19 protein-coding genes are annotated in these 21,717 nt (G+C 54.6%); 8 read left to right on the forward strand and 11 right to left on the reverse strand.

Features of this window, described 5'->3' with window-relative positions; all coding sequences use genetic code 11:
• The first annotated feature begins 206 nt into the window (after nucleotides 1-206).
• Both malQ and ARCH_RS02405 read left to right on the forward strand, forming a co-directional pair.
• On the forward strand, nucleotides 207-2,348 hold the full coding sequence (malQ, locus tag ARCH_RS02400; RefSeq protein WP_013169715.1) for a 4-alpha-glucanotransferase: 2,142 nt from the start codon (nucleotides 207-209) through the stop codon (nucleotides 2,346-2,348).
• A 62-nt stretch (nucleotides 2,349-2,410) separates the two neighbouring features.
• Nucleotides 2,411-2,650, forward strand: a complete 240-nt coding sequence (locus ARCH_RS02405) for a PTS transporter subunit EIIB (protein WP_013169716.1) — start codon at nucleotides 2,411-2,413, stop codon at nucleotides 2,648-2,650.
• Here the strand turns inward: ARCH_RS02405 and ARCH_RS02410 are convergent.
• From ARCH_RS02410 to pepN, 3 genes are all read right to left on the reverse strand, one after another.
• Nucleotides 2,637-3,842: a dicarboxylate/amino acid:cation symporter gene (locus tag ARCH_RS02410; protein WP_013169717.1), complete on the reverse strand. Its 1,206-nt coding sequence runs from the start codon at nucleotides 3,840-3,842 to the stop codon at nucleotides 2,637-2,639. The genes ARCH_RS02405 and ARCH_RS02410 overlap by 14 nt on opposite strands.
• Before the next feature lie 285 nt (nucleotides 3,843-4,127).
• Complete coding sequence (locus tag ARCH_RS02415) at nucleotides 4,128-4,904, reverse strand: formate/nitrite transporter family protein (RefSeq protein WP_013169718.1); 777 nt, start codon at nucleotides 4,902-4,904, stop codon at nucleotides 4,128-4,130.
• Between the two features lie 67 nt (nucleotides 4,905-4,971).
• On the reverse strand, nucleotides 4,972-7,518 hold the full coding sequence (gene pepN, locus ARCH_RS02420) for an aminopeptidase N (RefSeq protein ID WP_013169719.1): 2,547 nt from the start codon (nucleotides 7,516-7,518) through the stop codon (nucleotides 4,972-4,974).
• A 114-nt stretch (nucleotides 7,519-7,632) separates the two neighbouring features.
• Here pepN and ARCH_RS10070 point away from each other — a divergent pair, with 114 nt between their 5' ends.
• Entirely contained in the window at nucleotides 7,633-7,785 is a 153-nt protein-coding gene (locus tag ARCH_RS10070; RefSeq protein WP_170121753.1) for a hypothetical protein, read from the forward strand.
• A 148-nt stretch (nucleotides 7,786-7,933) separates the two neighbouring features.
• Here ARCH_RS10070 and ARCH_RS02425 read toward each other — a convergent pair whose 3' ends face one another.
• Nucleotides 7,934-9,934 carry a M13 family metallopeptidase gene (locus ARCH_RS02425; protein WP_013169720.1) on the reverse strand — a complete coding sequence of 667 codons (2,001 nt, stop codon included), beginning with the start codon at nucleotides 9,932-9,934 and terminating at the stop codon, nucleotides 7,934-7,936.
• Nucleotides 9,935-9,970: 36 nt separating this feature from the next.
• Between ARCH_RS02425 and ARCH_RS02430 the strand changes: the two genes are divergently transcribed.
• A complete protein-coding gene (locus ARCH_RS02430; RefSeq protein ID WP_013169721.1) occupies nucleotides 9,971-10,414 on the forward strand; it encodes a ribose-5-phosphate isomerase in 444 nt (147 codons plus the stop codon).
• 12 nt (nucleotides 10,415-10,426) lie between these two features.
• On the opposite strand, the gene epsC is transcribed toward ARCH_RS02430, so the two are convergent.
• From epsC to ARCH_RS02445, 3 genes are all read right to left on the reverse strand, one after another.
• On the reverse strand, nucleotides 10,427-11,008 hold the full coding sequence (epsC, locus tag ARCH_RS02435) for a serine O-acetyltransferase EpsC (RefSeq protein ID WP_013169722.1): 582 nt from the start codon (nucleotides 11,006-11,008) through the stop codon (nucleotides 10,427-10,429).
• Between the two features lie 21 nt (nucleotides 11,009-11,029).
• Nucleotides 11,030-11,956 carry a cysteine synthase A gene (gene cysK, locus ARCH_RS02440; protein ID WP_013169723.1) on the reverse strand — a complete coding sequence of 309 codons (927 nt, stop codon included), beginning with the start codon at nucleotides 11,954-11,956 and terminating at the stop codon, nucleotides 11,030-11,032.
• A gap of 101 nt (nucleotides 11,957-12,057) precedes the next feature.
• Entirely contained in the window at nucleotides 12,058-12,711 is a 654-nt protein-coding gene (locus ARCH_RS02445; protein WP_013169724.1) for an IMPACT family protein, read from the reverse strand.
• A 159-nt stretch (nucleotides 12,712-12,870) separates the two neighbouring features.
• Between ARCH_RS02445 and rpmF the strand changes: the two genes are divergently transcribed.
• The 3 genes from rpmF (at nucleotide 12,871) to ARCH_RS02460 (ending at nucleotide 14,896) form a co-directional block, all read left to right on the forward strand.
• Nucleotides 12,871-13,035 carry a 50S ribosomal protein L32 gene (gene rpmF, locus ARCH_RS02450; RefSeq protein ID WP_013169725.1) on the forward strand — a complete coding sequence of 55 codons (165 nt, stop codon included), beginning with the start codon at nucleotides 12,871-12,873 and terminating at the stop codon, nucleotides 13,033-13,035.
• 204 nt (nucleotides 13,036-13,239) lie between these two features.
• Nucleotides 13,240-13,872, forward strand: a complete 633-nt coding sequence (locus ARCH_RS02455) for a hypothetical protein (protein WP_013169726.1) — start codon at nucleotides 13,240-13,242, stop codon at nucleotides 13,870-13,872.
• A gap of 28 nt (nucleotides 13,873-13,900) precedes the next feature.
• A complete protein-coding gene (locus ARCH_RS02460; RefSeq protein ID WP_013169727.1) occupies nucleotides 13,901-14,896 on the forward strand; it encodes a sialidase family protein in 996 nt (331 codons plus the stop codon).
• Here the strand turns inward: ARCH_RS02460 and ARCH_RS02465 are convergent.
• From ARCH_RS02465 to ARCH_RS02480, 4 genes are read right to left on the reverse strand one after another with little or no spacing between them, the layout of a single operon-like run.
• Nucleotides 14,873-15,736: an anchored repeat-type ABC transporter permease subunit gene (locus ARCH_RS02465; protein WP_013169728.1), complete on the reverse strand. Its 864-nt coding sequence runs from the start codon at nucleotides 15,734-15,736 to the stop codon at nucleotides 14,873-14,875. The two genes, ARCH_RS02460 and ARCH_RS02465, sit on opposite strands and share 24 nt — an antisense overlap.
• Entirely contained in the window at nucleotides 15,733-16,455 is a 723-nt protein-coding gene (locus ARCH_RS02470; RefSeq protein WP_013169729.1) for a metal ABC transporter ATP-binding protein, read from the reverse strand. Before ARCH_RS02470 ends, ARCH_RS02465 begins: the two co-directional genes overlap by 4 nt.
• Nucleotides 16,452-17,387, reverse strand: a complete 936-nt coding sequence (locus ARCH_RS02475) for a choice-of-anchor M domain-containing protein (RefSeq protein ID WP_013169730.1) — start codon at nucleotides 17,385-17,387, stop codon at nucleotides 16,452-16,454. The genes ARCH_RS02470 and ARCH_RS02475 overlap by 4 nt, the downstream gene beginning before the upstream one ends.
• On the reverse strand, nucleotides 17,384-18,940 hold the full coding sequence (locus tag ARCH_RS02480; protein WP_013169731.1) for an anchored repeat ABC transporter, substrate-binding protein: 1,557 nt from the start codon (nucleotides 18,938-18,940) through the stop codon (nucleotides 17,384-17,386). Before ARCH_RS02480 ends, ARCH_RS02475 begins: the two co-directional genes overlap by 4 nt.
• Before the next feature lie 344 nt (nucleotides 18,941-19,284).
• On the opposite strand from ARCH_RS02480, the gene ARCH_RS02485 reads away from it, so the two are divergent.
• Complete coding sequence (locus ARCH_RS02485; protein WP_013169732.1) at nucleotides 19,285-21,642, forward strand: carbon starvation CstA family protein; 2,358 nt, start codon at nucleotides 19,285-19,287, stop codon at nucleotides 21,640-21,642.
• Nucleotides 21,643-21,717 lie beyond the last annotated feature (75 nt).

The following is a 21,717-nucleotide window of genomic DNA, read 5'->3' on the forward strand; positions in this document are numbered from 1 at the left end:
TATCCGTCTGTTTTCTTGTCCATCATACGGCAAGATGAGGGGAGAATTTAAGGTGTGGTTGTGAGGCTGCGAATGGCCCCGGAGATTTCTTTCCACAGTAGTTTGGAAAACTTTGCATGTCAGTTACAGAAAACCGTTTCATTCTGGCACAATTGATAACAAGAAGAGTAGCGACGGCGCTACATGGCACCCTTCAAGGAGAAATAATGCCAGATCACTCGCTTGATCTTGAAAAACTACATCGGCTAGCAGACGCCTACAATGTTGCTACCGAATTTTGGGGCTTTAACGGCGAACACGTTTCCGTAGATCAAGACACCCTGATTGCAGTGCTTGCCGCGATGGGCGTGGATGCAACCTCAAATGACATGATTGAAGCCGCGTTGGTTGCGAAGGAAGAAGCGCCATGGCGTCAGATTCTCCCATCGTGCGTGGTTACCCGGAATGATCGTGAACTCACGGTTCCTGTTCATGTGCCGCACGGCTGGGATGTTGTGCTCACGATCCTGTGTGAGGATGGAACGGAGCGCTCTGTCCGCCAGTGTGAAGATTTCACTCCTCCACGCATGGTGGAGGGGCATCAGATTGGCCAGGCAAGTTTCGTGTTGGATGAAGGTCTGCCACTGGGCTACCACACGTTGCGTGCTCGCGTGAGCCACAATGAGACGGACAAGTTTGCTGAAGATACCACCACATTGATCGTTACCCCAGCCCGCTTGGATCGCGGTTCGTTGGATGACAAGCGGTCGTGGGGGATGATGGCTCAGCTCTACTCCACGCGTTCTGCTCAATCGTGGGGGATTGGCGATACTGACGATCTTCTGGAAATGGCTTCGTTGTTCGGTTCGATGGGCGCGGATTACCTGTTAGTGAACCCGCTTCATGCGGCTGAACCGATTGAACCGATTTCACCGTCGCCATATTTGCCTGTGACTCGCCGTTTCTTCAACCCGATGTATATTCGGCCGGAGAACATCCGTGAAGTTGCCTACCTTTCAGGGCCGGAGCGTTCGCTGGTTACGTGGGCTGCGGAAAATGTGAAGAAGGATTCGGTTAAGAATACGCATATTGATCGTGATTCTTCGTGGAAGGCGAAGCGTGAAGCGCTTGAGGTGATTTTCAAGGCTGGCCGTTCCCAATCGCGTGATCGTGAATTCGCCCAGTACCGCCATAATGAAGGCCAGGGCTTGGAAGATTTCGCGTTGTGGTGTGCGTTGGTTGAACACTACGAAGGGCGCCCATTCCCTGAAGATCTGAAGGATATTCATGGCCGCGCCGTGGCGAAGGCTCGTACAGCGCTCAAGGAACGTGTGGATTTCTGGGCGTGGCTTCAGTGGGTTATGGATGAGCAGTTGGCGGACGCGCAGCGTGCCGCTAAGGCTGCCGGTATGGCGTTTGGTGTTGCGCACGATTTGGCTGTGGGGGTTCACCCGGCAGGTTCCGATACGTGGACTATTCCTGAAGCGTTCGCACGCGGTATTGGGGTTGGTGCTCCACCGGACATGTACAATCAGCAGGGCCAGAACTGGTCTCAGCCGCCGTGGCGTCCGGATGCGCTGGAGCGTATGGATTATGCTCCGTTGCGTGATATGGCACGTACGGTGTTGCGTCACGCGGGCGTGTTGCGTGTTGATCACGTGATGGGCCTGTTCCGTTTGTGGTGGATTCCGGATGGCTCGCCGGCAAGCCGCGGTACATATGTTCGTTTTAATCACGACGCGATGGTTGGCATTTTGCTCCTGGAAGCTTATCGCGCTGGCGCTGTTGTGGTTGGCGAAGATTTGGGTAACGTGGAGCCGTGGGTTCGCGATTATTTGAGTGATCGGGGCATGTGGGGTACGTCGATTTTCTGGTTCGAAAAAGACGAACAGGGGAATCCGTTGCGTGCCGAAGATTACCGTTACGGTGCGTTGGTTTCAGTTGATACGCATGATCTTCCACCGGCTGCAGGCTATTTGGCTGAGGAGCACGTTGATTTGCGTGCTCGGCTTGGTTTGTTGGTTGAAGCGGAGGAAGAAGTTCGCGCACAGGCACGCCACGAACGCGAGACCGTCTACGCACGGTTGCGTGAATACGGTTTGATTGGTGACGATCCGTCCGAACGCGAAGTTATCGAAGCGATACACGTGTATTTGGCTAAGACGCCGTCACCTTTGTTGTGTATTTCGCTTGTCGACGCCGTTGGGGAGCGCCGCGCTCAGAACCAGCCTGGCACTGACCAAGAGTATGCTAACTGGAAGATTCCACTGGCGGATGGTACCGAAAAAGTTGTGTTGGTTGAGGAGCTCGCAACCAACCCACGGTTGATTTCGCTTGTTGAAACCTTCACGAAGGCTCTCAATAGCTAGTAATGTAGATGAGTGTGCGGGCAGTTTCCTGCCCGCACACTCATCTTTAAAGAGGTAGAGACGTGAACGAATTGGCGGAAGATTTCGTCTTAGGGCTAGGCGGAGCAGAAAATATTATTGAAGCTGTGCCTGCGTATACGCGTATTCGAATCGAAGTGGGCTCGATCGGGGCCGTGAACGAAGATTTGTTGCGTGCTGCAGGCGCCCACGGAGTTGTCCGGCAAAAGCACTACATTCAGTTGATTGTGGGGCCTAGTGCGGACGAACTCGCGCGGGCAATCTGCGATCTTATTGTTGCGTAGTGGCAGCTGATTTTTCTGGGGTGACGAAACGGTTAACGATCATGGCGATTGCCCCGTCACCGGTCACATTTGTTGCGGTTCCGAAGGAGTCTACAGCAACGTAGAGGGCAACCATGATTCCGTACATCGGATCGGTAAATCCGAGCATTCCTTGAACAACTGATTGGGCTGCGGTGATTGCGCCGCCTGGAACGCCAGGGGCTGCGATCATGATGATGCCCAGCATGAGAATGAATCCGATGATTTTTCCGGGTTCGATATCTAAGCCGAGCATGTGCTGTAGGGCCAGGGCGAATGCCGTGATTTTGATTGTGGAACCAGCAAGATGGATGGTTGCGCACAGCGGCACAACGAATCCGGCCACATCTTCTGACACGCCGTTCTTCATAGTAGAACGGAGCGTGACTGGGATGGTGGCAGCAGACGATGCTGTTCCAAGTGCGGTTGCGTACGCGTCACGCATATTCCATAACGACGTGAGCGGGTTCTTCTTTGCCACTGTGCCGGCAATCGTGAACTGGCCCAGAAGCATGATGAGCGTGAGCGCGAAGGCGAATGCGATCACCTTAGCCATTGCAACGATCACTGTTTCGAATTGGCCAGATTTAGACATGTTGAGGAAGATACCGAACACGTGAAGCGGGAGGAGTGGCACGATCGATTTCTTAATAACAATAAAAATGATGTCCCGGAACTCTTGAAGCAAAGAAATGATTGATTCTGCCTGTGCTGCTACTGCGCCAAAGCCAACGAGGAATGCGAGGATCAGTGCTGTGAGCACGCCGAATACTGGCGGTAGGCTGAAGCTGGCATCCATGAGGGAAGCAACAGCGTTCTCCGGTTCTGCAAGATCAGGAACTTCCTGGCCTGCCAGAAAAGAAGGATAGAGAAGAGAAGCGAGGCCCCATGTGCCAAGACCAGCCAAGATTGTAGAAATGTAGCCGAGGCCGACGGTGAGGATGACCCAGCGCCCACCGGACTTGCCGAGGTCTGCGATAGCGGGTGTTACTAAACCGACGATGATAAGCGGAACGGAAAAGCCGAGGAATTTTCCGAAGACGTCATTGAATGTTGCGAATGGAACGATAGCAGTAGTGGGGAGGATTTTTCCCAATAACGCACCGGCAACGATGGCTAAGACAATCCATGCCAAGAGATTTTTCTTGAGCTTGGCGATAATGGCAGGCTCCATGGGGGTGTGATCCTTTCTCTTCCAGATGTCTTCTATATGTAAACAGCTGGATATATAGAGAGCTTATTGTGTGCTATCTTAGGATCCTTTCCCTTTCCTGGCTAGTGGGTTCATAGTGTGGACAATCTCAACAATATGATTTATTGTTCAACTATAGGGTTGTGGGGGCTGAAGCCGGGCAACCTTTGGGTGCACCTATGCTCACCCACATCAGATGGGCGGGGGTACGTACATGTCACGTACCCCTGCCCAATCAAGATGTAATTATATGTGTTGGCGAGAACCTTACGCTTCCATCTTTGCGGCCAGAACGTACGTTCCGCCAACAACAACCATGCCGCCTACGAGGTTGCCCGCGCCGGCAACCAGCAGGCTCATCGCAGCGTTGCCCACAGTAATGCCGTCGATTCCGTTCATCATGGCCAAAGAGAACGAGGTCATGTTAGCCACCACGTGTTCAAAACCAGCGGCAACGAACACAGTGATTGCCCAGACGATCACGATGATCTGGCCAATCTCCGTTTTCATACGGCTGATAGTCCAGATTGCCAAACAGACCATCACGTTACACAAGATTGCACGGAAGAAAACTTCCGAATAATCTTTTGCCAGTTTTCCGCTCACCACGCCGTCAAGCATCTGGTGGGGGAGCGATCCTGGCTTAAACACGTGAGCGCCCGTAATCAGCGCCGAAAGAACAATTGAACCAACCAAGTTGCCGATCAGCATAAACATAATCATCCATGCGGCGCGCAATACCGACACCTTGTGGCGGATCGCAGCCAACGGCATGATCATCATGCCTGAGGTAGCCAATTCGCCACCTGCATACACAACCAGAATGAGCCCGATGCCGAACACGAGCCCCATCATGGTGCCTGCAAGATCAGAGTGGTGAACATACATCCCGGCCGGGCCGGTGTACATGAACAAACACCCGATGCCTACGAAAGCACCAGCCAATGCTCCACCTACCAGGTAGGCGCCAACATGTTGAGCCTTCTTTGCTTTTGCCACGCCTACATCGGCCTGGTTTTCAATCGTCTGAGTTAATGAATCCATGACAGTCCTCTATCCCATAGGTGTGGGACAGGAGCATGCCCCTGTCCCACACACAAATCATGCACGATTATGCGTCAGCCTGCTGGGCGCGGGCTGCACGCTGTGCGTGTGCCAGCGCTTCAGAGAACAAACGGCGAGCAGCCGGAGCTACCTCAGTGTTCTCTTCTAGCCATGCTTCGCCCAACGCCACAATATCCACACCAAGATCGGTGCGGCCAGTCAGCTTGGTTGGGAATGCGCCACCAATGAAGTTCGATGCGATTTCCACAGTGCGGTTCTCCCACTGTGATTCGATGTTTGCGAAATAGCGTTCAACGAATGGCACCAACAAGGCAGGGTTGCCGTTGGTGAAACCGTAGGATGCTGCACGCTGGATCGAGTTTGGAACCTCGCCCCCCGTGATTTCTTCCCACGATGCTTCCTTAGCTTCAGGGGTGGAAATCGCGGCGCGAGCGCGAGCGGCGTTAGCGGCGCCCGATGCGGTGTTGTCACGCTCAACGCGTTCAGCTTCAATCATGGCAGCATCAACGCGGCCAGCGGCAGCCAAACGAGTCAAGATAACCCAGCGGAAGTTCGCATCAACACTCAAGCCTTCTGGAACATCCACGCCATCCAGCCAACCAGCAACCGTATCCACCTGCTCATCAGTGTGAGCCAAAGAAACGGACGCCATTGCAAGCTGGAACTGACGATCAGTATCAGGCTGCGCATCCTTCGCCAACTGTGCCAAATGAGCACCCACCTCAGCCTGCAACGCATCGCGTTTAGCTGGAGCAGAGTACAAGGTGACAGCCGTGGTGAGCTGGTTGATCAACGAACGCAACACAGTACCGTGATCTTCAGTCTCCAATGCCTTCAACACGAGCGCCGCATAATCAGACGCGGCCATCTCACCATCACGGGTCATATCCCAAGCAGAGAACAAGACCAGCGTGCGTGGCAAACGATCAGTGAACGAATTGATGTTCTCAACAGCAAAAGCCAACGATTTATCATCCAAGCGCACCTTGGCATACGCCAAATCGCCGTCGTTAATCAAAATCAACTCCGGGCGTTCGATACCGGAGAATGCAGGAACAACGGTAGCTTCGGCGTCGATATCAAGTTCCGTGTGAACAACGCGAACCAGCTTGCCCGAATCGTCACGCGAATAACCACCCACGCCAATCCGGTGCGGGCGCAACGATGCGCGACCATCCGACGCCTGCTCAATCACAAACTCGCGAATCGTGGAACCATCAAGCTCCATACGCGGACGCAAAATGTTGATCCCAGACTCCTGAAGCCACAACTTCACCCACTCGGTCAAATCGCGGCCAGACGCGGCAGAAAGCTCAACCAAAAGATCATCCAACGTGGCGTTACCCCACGCCTTCTTCTTCAAATACTTCGATACGCCCGTGAAGAACGCATCGCGCCCAACATACGCAACCAACTGCTGGAAAACAGACGCGCCCTTACCGTACGTAATACCATCGAAGTTCACCTGAACGTCTTCCAAATCGCGAATATCCGCGGCAATCGGGTGAGTAGACGGCAACTGATCCTGCATCTGAGCCCACGACTTTTCGGAAGAATTAAACGTCACCCACGCATCCTTCCAGGCTGTCGCTTCAGCCGTGGCAACGTGCGACGTGAACTCGGCAAACGATTCGTTCAACCACAAATCGTCCCACCATTTCATCGTAACTAAATCGCCAAACCACATGTGCGCCAACTCGTGAACAACTGTGATTGCACGGCGCTCCACCAGCGCCTGCGTTGGGCGAGAACGGAACACGTAATCGTCCAAAATCGTGACACAACCAGGATGCTCCATCGCACCCGCGTTGTATTCCGGCACGAAAATCTGATCGTACTTACGGAACGGGTAGGGAACATCCCACGCATCTTCGAAGAAGTCCATCGCCTGCTTCGTGATCGTGATGATCTCTTCGCCATCCAAGTACTCTGCCAACGATTTACGTGCGTACACGCCCATCGGAATCACGCGGCCGTCCTTAGACGGGTGCGAATCCGTGACCCCTTCGTACGGGCCGGCAACGATGCAGGTCAGGTACGAGGAAATACGTTCCGTAGGGGAGAACTCCCAGGTAGCAAAACCATCGCCGGCTGGGGTGGCTTCTGGCGTTGGGGACACAGAAAAGACCTTCCACGCCTCCGGAGCCGTCACCACAAACGTGAACTCTGCCTTCAAATCAGGCTGTTCGAACACCGTGTACATGCGGCGCGAATCTGGAACCTCAAACTGGGAGTAGAGGTAAACTTCGCCATCCGCCGGATCCGTGGCGCGATGCAAACCTTCACCCGTGTGCGAGAACACGCAGGTGGCATCCACGTAGAGTTCGTTTTCTTCCTTCAGATTTTCCAGGGTGATGCGCGAATCTGCGTAGGCGGCGGTTGGGAGTTCCACGCCGTTGAGCACGATCTTTTCCACCGATTGCGCGATCAGATCGATGAACGTGGAGGCACCAGCCGTGGCACCGAACTTTGCCGTTGTTTGCGAGCGGAACGTGGTATCGCCGCGAAGATCGAGTTCCACCCGGTACGAGTGGGAGGTGATGATGTCGGCGCGTGCGGCCGCTTCGACGCGTGTGAGGTTTTGTCCTGGCACGGAACGTCCTTTCAAGGTTGGGGCGACGCCGGGTGCGAGCGGAACATCGCCTTGCGATGACGAAAAGTCACGAAACATATCCAGTTTACGCCGATGAACGGGGAGGATGGTAGTTTGGGGAAACGACGCCGCATGGGGATCGTGATGATCATGCTGGAGATCGCCACCTTGGGCGCGATCTTATTGGATGTCAAACGCCAAGGCCGCGTGAGCTTCGTTTGGGGTACGGTGTACGATCGTTGTGTAACGTTGATTTCGCAAACATGAGAATAGAGCCGAGTAAGAAATAAGAGAGCATCTTAGACACAAGCGGGAGGGAGCCTGGCGTGGTGCCGGGCTCCCTCCCTGTATCCGTATTCCTACGGTCTTGTGTAATTTCTACGGCAGTGCATTTGCGCGTGTACGGTGTGTACCGTTACCAGATCCGAACGCGATCTTCTGGTGCAAGGTAGAGAGCATCGCCTGGCTGAACGTCAAACGCTTCAGCAAATGCATCAACGTTCTTCACCACACCGTTGGCACGGAATTCTGCCGGGGAGTGCGGATCGGTTGCCACACGCTGAAGCATCAATTCATCGCGGCGCTTTTCCTGCCAAATACGTGCATACGAAAGAAGAACACGCTGAATGCCAGTGAATCCTGCAATCTCTGGAGCGTCCGCCGAGGAAGCCAGACCATCGCGCTTGCACGCAATGTTGTATGCCTTCAGTGCGATCGTGAGGCCGCCAAGATCGCCAATGTTTTCGCCCAAAGTAAGCTCACCATTGACGTGGTGTGGGGAATCATCTGGGAACTGCGCTGGAACATACGCCGAATACTGATCCACAAGCGCCTTCGTGCGCTTCTCGAACTCTTCGCGATCCTTATCAGTCCACCAGTTGTTCAAACGGCCCGTGCCATCGTACTTCGAACCCTGATCATCGAACCCATGGCCGATTTCGTGGCCAATCACGGCCCCAATGCCACCGTAGTTCCAGGCGGCGTCCGCATCGGCATCGAAGAAAGGCGGTTGCAGGATAGCTGCAGGGAACACGATCTCGTTCATAACCGGGTTGTAGTAAGCGTTCACTGTTTGTGGAGTCATATGCCATTCATCGCGATCCACCGTGGTACCCAACTTGGCGATATCTTCAGCGTGCTCAAACGCAGCGATCGCACGAATATTACCCATCAGATCATCCGAAGAAATGGCCAGATCAGAGTAATCCTTCCAGCGCACTGGGTAGCCGATCTTCGGCGTGAAGGCGGCCAGCTTGGCAAGTGCGCGCTCGCGGGTTTCTTCAGTCATCCAATCCAGAGTTGAGATGGATTCACGGTAGGCATCAAGAAGATCAGCAACAAGCTGTTCCATCTTTTCCTTGTGGGCCGGCGGGAAGTGCTTGGCCACGTACACCTTGCCAACGGCTTCGCCAAGGCCATCGTTCACTAGCATAACGGCGCGCTTCCAGCGATCACGCTGAACTTCCTGGCCAGAAAGTGTGGTGCCGTAGAATGCGAAGTTCGCCGCGGAAATATCGTCAGAAAGATAAGGAGCGCGTGCTAAAACAACGTGCCAACGCAAGTAGGTGCGCAACGCATCGATATCGAACTTCTCCCACACCTCACCCAAACCAGTGAACGAACGTGGTGTCATACACAAGATTTCTGGAGCGTTGTCTGCGGTAATGCCAATCGCTGCCAAGATAGCCTTGAGGTTGAAGCTACCAGCCAACTGGGTGAACTCATCGTAGGACATGACGTTGTTGGTGAGTTCCGCATTGCGCGATTCCACAACGCTGAAGTGGTGGGATGCAATAGCGGTTTCAACTGCCAAAATCTGTTCGGCGGCATCCTTCGCATCCACATCGGTAGAACCGGTGGCCAGCGAATAGAGGGTAGGAATAAAGGTTCGGTAGGCATCCAAGATTTCAGCGTATTCTTCCGCGCGGTAGAACGCTTCATCTGGAAGGCCAATACCAGATTGGTATGCCCAAGGAATGTACTGATCTGGGTTGTTGCGATCGGCATCGGTGCCAATTCCGAACGGAGCGCCAATGCCCGTGGTGTAGAACTGGGCGATAGCGATTTCCAGATCTTCCTTGGATGCTGCACTGTCAAGCACATTGAATTCTGGTGCAAGCGGGGTAGCGCCCAAGCCGTTGATCACGCCTTCGTTCATAAACGAGTTGTAGAGCGCGCCAATCTTGGCAGCATCAGGATCTTCCGACCCCGTGGCGGCTAAATCAGTGATGATAGTCCGGACGTCTTCTTCAGCCTGGTTATGCAGATCGATGAAGGAACCGGCGGACGATTGATCTGCTGGGATTTCGGTTGAATCAATCCAAGCTCCGTTGACATGACGGAAAAGATCATCTTGAGGGCGGACGGCGAAGTTAAGCTGTTCCGCAACCTGTTGGGCGGTGTTATCAATACTCATGGATTAAGCCTACCTGTTATGGGTAAACTGGTGCACATGCGAGTACATATTGCGGCGGACCACGCCGGTTTTGAATTGAAAGCCCATCTCATCGAACATTTGCGTGAACAGGGGCATGAAGTCACTGATCACGGTTACGAAACATACGATAAATTGGACGCATACCCACCAGTGTGTTTCGCGGCAGGCGAAGCGGTAGTTGCAGATCCGGGTTCGCTCGGCATTGTTATTGGCGGTTCCGGCAACGGCGAACAGATAGCAGCTAACAAGGTTGCTGGTGTTCGTGCGGCCCTCGTATGGAACGAAGAAATCGCTTCCTTGGCACGCGAACACAACAACGCGAACGTGATTTCGCTTGGCGCCCGCCAGCACTCGCTGGAGGAAGCAACCCGCTTCGTTGATGTTTTCCTTAGCACTGGTTACGATCCAGAATCCCGCCACCAGTCACGTATTGACATGATGAGCGATTACGAAAAGTAATCACTGCTTTCGTTAAATCCACATTGCCGGATCGAGCTGTTCGCCGGTTTCCGCCCGGTTCCGTGCCGGCCGATTTTTGGCGGGAATCCCAACGGCGGTATTGCCGTCAGGGACGTCTTTAACTACCACGGCATTCGCGCCGATGGCCACGTCGTGCCCAACGGTGATTGGCCCCAAAACCTTGGCGCCGGAGCCGATAACAACGCGATCACCTACGGTGGGGTGGCGTTTCTCTTCGGACATGGAAACGCCACCCAGCGTTGTGCCATGGAAGATCACCACGTCATCGCCAACTTCGGCAGTTTCCCCGATAACCACACCCATGCCGTGATCGATGAAGAGCCTCCGCCCGAGTTCCGCGCCAGGATGGATTTCGATTCCAGTGAAGGTTCGTACGGCCTGTGCGAGGATGCGCGCAGGCGTTTTGAGCCGTTCGTGCCCCCACATACGGTGGGCGATTCGGTATCCCCAGACGGCGTGGACGCCAGGGTAGGCCAGGAAGACTTCCACGAGGTTTCGTGCCGCAGGATCGTGTTTGAGCACGGCCTGCATGTCTTCTTTCATCTGTGTAAACAGTGGCGGGTGGTTATGCATGAGGGTTTCTGCCTAAGAGGTTTAGTCGGTCAGCCCTGCGAAAAGCGGGGTGGAAACGTAGCGTTCGCCGAAGTCTGGGATGATAGCAACGATTGTCTTGCCAGCGTTTTCTGGACGGGCTGCTACCTGGGCTGCAGCATAGAGTGCTGCGCCGGCGGAGATGCCTACCATAAGGCCTTCTTCGTGTGCGGCGCGGCGGGCGAAGTCGATTGCGGCGTCGCTTGGTACGGGGAGCACTTCGTCGTACACTTCGGTGTCTAGAACTTCTGGCACAAAGTTTGCGCCGATTCCTTGGATGCCGTGTGGTCCGGCTTTCCCTTCGGAGAGGAGTGGGGATTCGGCTGGTTCTACGGCAACGATGTGGAGTTCTGGGTTCTTTTCTTTGAGGTATTTTCCTGTGCCGGTGATGGTTCCGCCAGTTCCGATTCCTGCGATGAAGATGTCTACGTTTCCGTCTAGATCATTCCAGATTTCTGGGCCTGTGGTGGTGTAGTGTTTTTCTGGGTTGGCTGCGTTGGCGAATTGGGAGGCTTTGATTGCGCCTGGAGTTTCTGCAACGAGCTTTTCTGCGGCTTCTACCGCGCCGCGCATGCCGTCTGCCTTGGGTGTGAGCACGAGTTCAGCGCCGAATCCGCGTAGGAGCGCACGGCGTTCTTTGGACATGGATTCTGGCATAGTGAGGATGACTTTGTAGCCTCGCGCAGCGCCTACCCAGGCGAGTGCGATTCCGGTGTTTCCCGAGGTGGCTTCGATGATGGTCCCGCCTGGGGCGAGTTCACCGGAGGCTTCGGCGGCGTCAATGATGGCCACGCCGATGCGGTCTTTCACCGAGTTTGCTGGGTTGTAGAATTCAAGTTTTGCGGCCACGGTTGCGGCGGTGCCTGCGATGCGGTTGATTCGTACGAGTGGCGTATTACCGATGAGTTCGGTTGCGTTGTTGTACAGCATTGGACCTGGGATTTCTGTTCGGGGACACTTTGTTGAAAAATAAACGTTTATACTCTACGTCAGTTGTGTTGGTAAGCCTAGCCTTTTCGCCCACAGCGTTTTTAGAGTGAACACGTGCCGGCTGGTTGGTCAAGAATTAGGCTCCCATCTGGGATTGGTTCGATTTCCCCGCGCGAGTTTTCCGAAACGAATATGCCGAATTGATCCACATTATCTACCGCCACACGGAACACAACACCATCGGATTCGTACAGAGTTTCGACGACGGCGTAGCCTCGCCCACGTGCCTCCGCCTCAAATTTTCCGGCGCTCGCGTGGGGGAGAACCAGGCGTTGTATGCTCCTAGTAACAGGCTGAACCAATGGAGTGTCGGAGAGTGTAAGCCGTACGGCGTCCGAATAGGCACGCACTAAACCGCCTGTGCCAAGGAGGGTACCGCCGAAGTAGCGCACAACAACCGCGGCGATATCTGTTAGTCCGCCACCCGTGAGCACATCCAACATGGGGCGTCCAGCGGTACCGGACGGTTCGCCGTCGTCAGAAGAATGTGACAGTGGCTGGGCGCCAGGAACCGAAACTACGTATGCACTGCAATGGTGGCGGGCGTCAGGAAATTCTGCGCGCGCGTCCGCCACGAGTTGGCGTGCAGAATCGGCAGATTCAACGCGCCGAATCAGCGTAATGAAGCGCGAACGTTTGATCTCAAGTTCAGATCGTAACTCGGTGCCGGCAGGTAAACGGAGTAAAGTAATCATCGGTTCCAAGTGTACCCCAGTGGTTCTTCGCACAAAACGCTACTCGGATCCGTCTAAAAAGGGGAAGGCGTGCTAAAGTAATTGCTTGTCTGCTTGGAAAACCAAGCTACTTGGTGAAAACCAAGCACATTGATCGTTATGAAAGGAGCGGTTGGACTCATGGCAGTACCTAAGCGCAAGATGTCCCGTAGCAACACCCGCTCTCGCCGCTCCCAGTGGAAGGCTGAGCTCACCGAGCTTCAGACCGTCAAGTCCCTTGGTGGCCGCGAGGTGCGTATCCCGCGCCGTTTGGCGAAGGCCGCACAAAAGGGCTTGCTTGACTGAGATAAGCTAAACGAAGATGGCTCCGGATAATCCGGGGCTATTTTTGTATACATAGAATAAGGCTGCAGTGGAGCGGCCTGATCTTGTCCGCACCGTAAGATGTGATGAAGCAGTGTGGGAAGCCCAGTTTTGCTCATTTAATTGAGCCGAAAAGATGGCGTAGACTGGGAAGAAGATGTTGGACGCACGCCCAAAGGAGAAAACGTGTCTCGGAAATTCTTCGGTATTCTTGCTGCCGCTACGATTGTGTTGACCGGTTGTAGTGATACACAGTCTGCTACAGATAAAGTAACGGACAAGCCAGCGGCCTCAGAAACTAAGAAAGAAGAACCGAAGCCTACGCTGTCAGAGACCACGTTAAAGCGGGCGCTAAAAGAAACCGATCTGAAAGAAACACCTCAAGAAGATCGCAACGTGTACGATGCCCCAGTGTTGCACCTGGAAGTCCCAAAAGAACTGATACGCCAGCACGATAAGAAAGACGGCCGGATCGGTTTCTGGAAAGATGCTGATGAATCGCGTTCCATCGTGCTAGCTGTTGTTGGTATCGCAGGCGTTGCACAGAATGCAGAAAACTATGCTGCGATGCTGCGAGAAGCTTCCCAGGCGCAGGGGAAGAACGTAGACGTTCAAGAAGATGTGGAATTTGGGGATGTTTCAGCGCACCACATATCTGTTTCAGGCGGAGCATATCACTCAGAAATTTTTGCTTTTACCGTTGACGGCGTAGCATATGAGCTCACGTTGAATGCTAAGAGCCCCGAATTACTTGATACTCTCCGCCCGTTCGCACTTACAACGGTAGCAACTCCTAAAGAACACAGGAGTGCGAACTAACCGGTAGAGGGATCGGCAGAGGCAACAGATGATTGAAGCGATTGGGGAACCGCGGCGGTTATGTGCGCCTTCGGATAAGGGAGAAGTTCGGATCCCGGCATTGGCCAATGTAGCCGGCGAAACCGTGTGTTTGTTTGATGTTCGCCCGGCGCCGGCTAGCGGAGCTGGCCGTGCGTTCACCGGCGAAGTCATGGCATCAGATTTACCGAACCCGAATTACCTGGCGTACGTTTCTGTGGATCACCCCTCCGATCCGATTCGTTTTACTGATGAACCGGCGATTTCCTCCGATGCTTGCGTGGCATCTGAAGGAGCATCTATCACGGTGGCGTATGGGTCGGTTGATGGGCCGGTCAGCTATATGTCGTCTCGCTTTACCGGCCCGCGTCTGGTGCCCTGGCTGGCCTACGGTGCAGATCTGGATTCGCTGGCACATCACCGCCTTGACGTGCTTTACGAAGAAACACGAGCCGATGCCCTTTTTGCTACCTCGGGTTCCACGATCACGATTGATGACATGGCGTTCGTGCCGTACACCATGCGGTGTGGCGATGAGGCCCATGTACGTATTGCTCACTTCCGCCGTGGCGAACTGGTAGATCTCTCTGGCCCAATCACGGCACCACACGCCCAGATTGATGAAACATCCCTTGCCTACGATCCTGCCGGCACAGTGATTCTTAATGCTCGCATCCAAGGATTCGAAGGGCGTGGGGCAGGGGGCCGCCTTGTCGCATATTCGTCTGATGGTCTAACGTTCACCTGCCCGGATCGGGTAGAGATCCCCCATCCGGGCAGTAACGCGAAAGCTTTAGGCCACATGCTGATTCACCCACATTCGCTCACAGCACGGGAGCGTGGAGCGATCGTGGATATGCGAACCGGCAGAATTCTTTTCGATTTTGGCCCAGGTGAATTCGGCTATTCTGATGCGATTTGGGCACCGGATGGCACGCTGTGTGTAGTTGCCGAACGCAACAATGAACTGTGGGAGTGGCGCTTAGCCGGCGTGCCGGGCGCGTAACCTCCCAGTAATCACTCCGCGCCGCGGGGCAAACAACCAGGCCACTACGAAGATCACGGTGAGGATCAAAACGATTGTGGCGCCGGTTGGTACGTCCCAGGTCCACGACGCCCAAATCCCTAAGAACGCGCCCAACGATCCGAGGGCCGGGGAGATCACCATCATCGTTGCTACACGATCGGTGAGCATGCGCGCGGCCGCTGCCGGCGTAATCAGCAACGCCAACACTAGGATGTTGCCGATTGTTTGCACAGATACCACTACGGCAGCTGCTACAGCCAAGTAAATAATCAGATCGGCAGCAAGGGTAGACATTCCAAGGCTGGATGCATAATCGCGATCAACGCTCACGGCCACCAGTTTGCGGTGGAACAGCGCCAGCACGGAAATAATGACGAATCCTAGCCCGGCCACAGCCAACATATCCGAATCGGTAGATCCGTTAAGCGAACCGAATAGGAATGATTCGAGCGAGCCGGTGTAGCCTGGAATTCGCGACATGATCACCAAGCCCAATGCGAACGCGGCAGCGAAGAACACGCCGATAATCGAATCCTCTTTCAACCGGCGGTGCTGGGAAAACAGCGTGATCAGCAGTGTCACGATTACACCCGCAACGGCCCCGCCCAGCAGGATTGATCCCTGCAACGCGAACGCCGCCGCGATGCCTGGGAAAACAGCGTGGGAGAGCGCGTCACCCACAAACGACATCCCGCGCAACACCACGTGCGTGCCCACCACGCCACACACGATTGACGCCAAAATAGCAACGATCAGTGCCCGGGGCAGGAAACTAAGTGCAGGGTTGGTCAGATCAGTGAAGAAATCGATGATGTTCATGCCAGCCCCAAACTTTTGAGTAGTGGTGAATGTTCGCGCACGCCATACGTCTCCATCCACAGGTGCGGGTCGCGCAGGTCGGCAGGCGTTCCGTAGGCGCGTACTGTCCGGTTGACCATGAGGAGTTGGGAACACATGTCCACTGCTCCAGGGAGATCGTGGGTGGACATGAGGATGCCAACTCCCGTATTGGCAAGTGAGGTGAAGAGCTCCGTGAGCGAATCCTGGTTTGGGTGATCGAGCCCGGTGAATGGTTCGTCAAGCAGGAGTAACGATGGTTGCGTCACGAGTGCCCGCGCCACGAGTAGCCTCTGTTTTTGCCCTCCAGAAAGTTCGGCCAGGGTGCGATCAGAGTAGTGGGCGAGTCCCACGGTATCGAGCGCCTGGTAGACAGCTTGCCATTCTTTCTTTCCCAGCCGAGAATACCAGCGTTGCGTTGGAATAAACGAGGTAGCCACGAGCTGTTCGAGTGACATAGGGTAGTCCCATTCGATCAGCCGTGATTGGGGCACGTACCCGATTTTCGCGTTGCGTGTGATCGTTCCAGCGGCCGTGGGGATGAGCCCGTTAATAGCACGCATGAGCGTGGTTTTTCCGGCACCGTTTGGCCCGATGAGTCCAACGAGTTGCCCAGATTCGATACTGAACGAAATATCGTGGAGTACGTTGCGTCCGCCGAGTTTGACGCCCACGTTATCGACGTGGAGGAGTCTGGTCACAGTTCGTCCTTTGCTGACTTTTTGGTGGCGCTTTCGCGGCGCTTGAAGAAGTAGATGGCCAGGAGCGCGGAGACGATTCCGATTCCGGCAAGCCCGGCCACGATCGGGAGCGTGGAAGGGCCGTGTTGCGCTGGGCGTGGTTTTTCGGCGTGCGGTGCGTTGGAAGGTTCTGTGGTGTCAGACGTGAGTTTCGCCGTTTCGTCCAGCGCTGTGGCAGCGTCTGTATCGCTTCCTACCGCGAATGTGAGGGTTTTGGTTTCAGAGACGGTTGTGCCATCGTTCAAGGTTGCTGCCGCAGTCAGGGTGACGCGGTGGATTCCTGGTTTCGTAAACACCCAGTTGGCGTGGGTATGGGAGTGAAGTTCGACATCGATCGGCTGCTGTTCCTTCTTATCGGACGTCCACAGGAGTTGCGGCGCGCCGAAGTTGCCGGCCTGCACGAATGTGGTGAACTGTCCAGGGCCGTCGTGGCCGCCGTACGTCAATGTGACTGTGCCGTTCACATTCTCGGTCACGGCTGGATCTTGCGTGTTCCAGCCCAGCCACACAACGCCTGGGATTTCTTGTTGAGGAACAACCCATACCTTCTGATCGTCGCTTTTAATAAACGAATATGTGGCATCGTTTGGAACGGTGAGGATTCCGTTGTCGGATACTCGATAGAGCATGTCGTCAATCTGGCGCCATACTGGCGTGGCCTGGGAATCGTCGCGGGCCATGAAGTGCCATTTGCCGTCGATCATTTTAGGGCCAAGATCGATGTGCCCGGCGTCTAGTTCTACCTGTTTACCGGCGGGAGCAATCACTTCGTCAGCGTCCACGCGCTGCGTGAGCGCCGGGTCGGCTTCAGATGAATCTGTGGTGGCGTATGCGGAGGAGGCGCTCAAAGTCAACGTGGTCAGTGTGAGTGCGGTGAGAATGCGGTGTTTCATGGTGTCACTTTCGGAATGTCTTGGTCTGCGGGCCACGGCGGGAGGGCCCCTGGGTTCAGACACGTGGATATGGTGGTTGTCAGATTCGTCATAAGATCTATATATGTTTGGTTTCCGTGCAGGACATCTCCGGTGATTGTGCAGACGTTGATGTTATGAGCACGGGCCACGTTGATGAGCGCAGGGGATTGGCCTGCTGCGCCGAGTTCCGCAAATACTGCCGGAATGTTGAGCGATCCGAGCGTTGCGGAAAGATTGGTGAGATCGCGCGTTGATGGTTCAACAGACGGGTTAGGGGAGACATATCCGGCCACGTCAAGCCCGTATCCTTTGGCGAAGTATCCGTAGCCATCGTGGCTGGTTACAAGCCGCCGGTTTTCGGGCGGGATTGCCGCCATGGTTAGTTTGATCCAACGGTCCAGCTTGGCCAGTTTTTCTTTATATGTGCGCGCGTTGGTGAGGTAATCGTTTTTGTGTGCGGGATCGTAGGAAGCCAGCGCTTGCGCGATCGTATCGACGTAGGCAGCCGTGTTTCGCACGTCCAGCCACATGTGTGGATCGATTTCCCCGTGGACGTGCTTTCCGATTACGGCTTGCGCCAAAATCCACACGTCTTGCCCCGGTTTTCCAAGGAAACGCCAGTTTCCTTGGTTAGGGATTGTGGTGGCAGTTGAGTGAGGAACGGCGATCACAGTTTTGTGGGGATCGACGACGTAGGACGTGCCGTTGCCATCTTCGCCGCGCAGGCTAATCCCGTCTGCTAGCGATGCAGTGATGTCGACGTGACCGGAGCTGATGACGCGAGCCGGCCGCCCGTCGTCGTCAATCATCGTGGACGCAACTTTCGCGGGATCAACTCCCACCGCAAAAGTGACTGTGCTAGAACCTAAATCATGCGTGGCGGCTGAGGAAAGTTCGGCAGCCAAGGCGATCTTGTAGACTCCTGGCTTCATGAAAGCCCAGGACATGTGGGTGTGAGCGTTTGTAGGCAATGCGAGCGAATCGGCATCGGAGATACCATCGGAACTAGTCAACCAGGCATTTGCCTGCCCAAACGTACCCGTTGTGAACGCGGCCATCGGAGCCGGGCCACTCACGTCCGTGGCGTGAAACGAAACAGAATCCTGCGAACCGCCGGCGCCGTCAACGCGCAAACCAAGCCAGGTAGTGGAAAGTGAAACGTCCTCAACAAGCGGAATATGGTAAGCGCCAAACGGAACCGCTTCGTCACCCAAGGCAACCACGCGAGACGTTCGAGGCAAATTGGCCGCAATCGTATCCATCAACGCGGCGTCCTCCAAGAGGAGCTGGTTAGTAATCGCCATGTCTGCGTACGCGATCGAACGAATCGTAGACATAGTTGGTTCGTACGTATGCGGATCGCGGCCAGGGGGAGTTAGTGACGTGACTGTGAAATTCGAACCGGCGATATTGCGAGTAATATCTGCCAAAAATGGGGTGGACGCGACTATCTGGTGGGAGTGCGTGGTGGTGGCTGGGGAACACCCTGATAGCATGGCGGCTGTGCAAGCCATCGCCAGAAATCGCTTCACGGAACCTCCGAATGTGATAGATAAATACTAGATAATAATAATTCCCATTATCGTGTATGTGAAGCGGGGATCTGTTACTGTCCTCATAAAGTTAGGGTAACTTAACATTAAATTGTCGCTTATTGCTACCTGAACGCCTGGTAAGTTTCAATGAAAAATATCCCATCCAGACTTTTTCGCGTAAAATCAACAAAATTAAAGAATATGTCCAAAGGTACTGTATGTCTCTAAGGTGCAAGCAATTAAGCTGGTGATACATGACGTTGGAACGCCTATGTCGCAAACAGAGGAACGTTAACGCCGTCGTGACGTGAATGTCAGATACTCTAGTTTGGAGGACACAGATGTCTGCTCCGACCACCCCGGTATACACCGCGGAGGAAGAAAAATATATTCTCAGAAATAAAGACGGTGTACCAGTTGGTGTGAAGCCACATCAGAAATGGACACCATTCAAAATCGCCCTATGGGTTGGAATTTCGCTACTCGGTGCGCTTGGTTGGACCATGCTCGCTATCATCCGCGGCGAAGAAGTCAACTCCATCTGGTTCGTGATTACCGCCATTTGTACCTACGCAATCGGCTACCGTTTCTACGCGCTCTACATCCAGCGTAAGATCATGATCCCGGACGATACCAACGCTACCCCGGCCGAGCGTATTAACAATGGACGCGATTTCGATCCAACCAACCGCGTTGTGCTGTACGGACACCACTTCGCCGCTATCGCAGGCGCTGGCCCACTCGTTGGCCCAGTTCTTGCAGCACAAATGGGTTACCTCCCAGGCACCCTCTGGATCATCTTCGGCGTTCTTATTGCCGGTGCGGTTCAAGATATGCTCGTTCTGTTCTTCTCCATGCGCCGCGGCGGCCGTTCGCTGGGCAAGATGGCACAGGATGAAATCGGCAAGATCGGTGGCGCCGTTGCTACCGTTATCGTGCTCGTGATGCTCATGATCGTGTTGGCCGTTCTTGCTATGGTGTGTGTAAACGCCCTGGCCGAATCTCCTTGGGGCGTGTTCTCCGTTGGCATGACCATCCCATTGGCAATCGCCATGGGCCTCTGGCTCCGCTTCGTTCAACCAGGCAAGATCACCCAGGTATCCATCGCTGGTTGCTTCGGTCTTGTTCTGTGCATCATCGGCGGCCGCTACGTTGCAGAATCTCCAATCGGTGAATGGCTACACCTCAGCCCAACCACCCTGGTTATCGCCATGGTTATCTACGGCTTCTTCGCTGCAGTTTTGCCAGTGTGGATGCTCCTGACCCCACGCGATTACCTCTCCACCTTCATGAAGGTGGGTACCATTGCTATCCTCGCAGTTGGCATCATCGTTGTTCGCCCAATCCTGGAAATGCCAGCCGTCACGGAATTCGCTTCCAATACCGATGGTCCAGTGTTCGCAGGTGAACTCTTCCCGTTCCTCTTCATCACCATTGCTTGTGGCGCACTCTCCGGCATGCACGCAACCGTCTCTTCCGGCACCACGCCAAAGATGGTTCAGAAGGAATCCCAGGTTCGCATGATTGGCTACGGTGGCATGCTCATGGAGTCCTTCGTGGCAATCATGGCATTGGCTGCTGCAGCATCCCTCAACCAGGGCATCTACTTCGGCATGAACACCTCCGCAGGTACCGTTGACAAGCTCGCCGGCACCGCGATTGTTCAGCAATACGATGGCAACCGTGAAGAAATCACCGCTGACGCGATCAGCAAGCTCGGTGTTACCGACGTTAAGGGCGGCAAGATCGAAGCTCGTTGGGAAACAGAAGACGCTAACGGCAACGAAGTTGTTGTTACCGGCGCAGACGCCTTCAAGGCAGTTGCTAAAGACGTAGGCGAACCATCCATCGTATCCCGTACCGGTGGTGCTCCAACCTTGGCAGTATCCATGGCTCACATCCTCCACCAAGTTGGTGGCGGCAAGGGCATGATGGGCTTCTGGTACCACTTCGCCATCATGTTCGAAGCGCTCTTCATCCTTTCGGCTGTTGATGCCGTTACCCGTGTGGCACGCTTCCAGGTATCCGAAGCGCTCGGCTCTATCATGCCAAAGTTCAAGGATCCAAACTGGAACGTTGGCGCATGGTTCGCAACCGCACTGGTTGTTGCATCGTGGGGTTCACTCCTGCTCATGGGCGTGACCGATCCACGTGGTGGTATCCAAACCCTGTTCCCACTCTTCGGTATCGCTAACCAGCTCATCGCGGCGATCGCGTTGTTGCTGTGCACCGTTGTTGTGGCCCGCAAGGGGTTCGTGAAGTACATCTGGATTCCACTCATCCCATTCGCATTTGATGTAGCCGTGACCTTCACCGCGTCCTACCAGAAGATCTTCTCCACCGATGCGAAGATCGGCTACTTCCAGCAGTGGCGTGATGCCTTGGCTAAGGCAGAAACCTTGACCGATCCAGCCGCTATCGAAGATAACGCTGCGGTTATCCGCAACACCTTCATCCAGGGAACACTCTCCATCGTGTTCGTTGTGGCAGTGGCCTTCGTAATCGTTGCTGGCTTCATCCGTATCTTCCAGACCATCAAGTCTGGCAAGTACTCCAACAGCGAAGATCCATACCAGGAGTCCAACTTCTACGCTCCAACCAACCTTGTTGCCTCTTCACTTGAGAAGAAACTTGTGGTTGAATACGAGCAGGTAGGCGATCCTAACCTGATTCCGGGCGCAAAGCCACGGACTCACTGATGGTTGGCACGGACTCACTGATGGTTGGGTTGGCTATGGGCCAACCCAACCAGGTCTGCCTAGGGGAGAATAGAT

It is taken from the genome of Arcanobacterium haemolyticum DSM 20595 (assembly GCF_000092365.1).
GTDB classification, from domain to species: domain Bacteria; phylum Actinomycetota; class Actinomycetes; order Actinomycetales; family Actinomycetaceae; genus Arcanobacterium; species Arcanobacterium haemolyticum.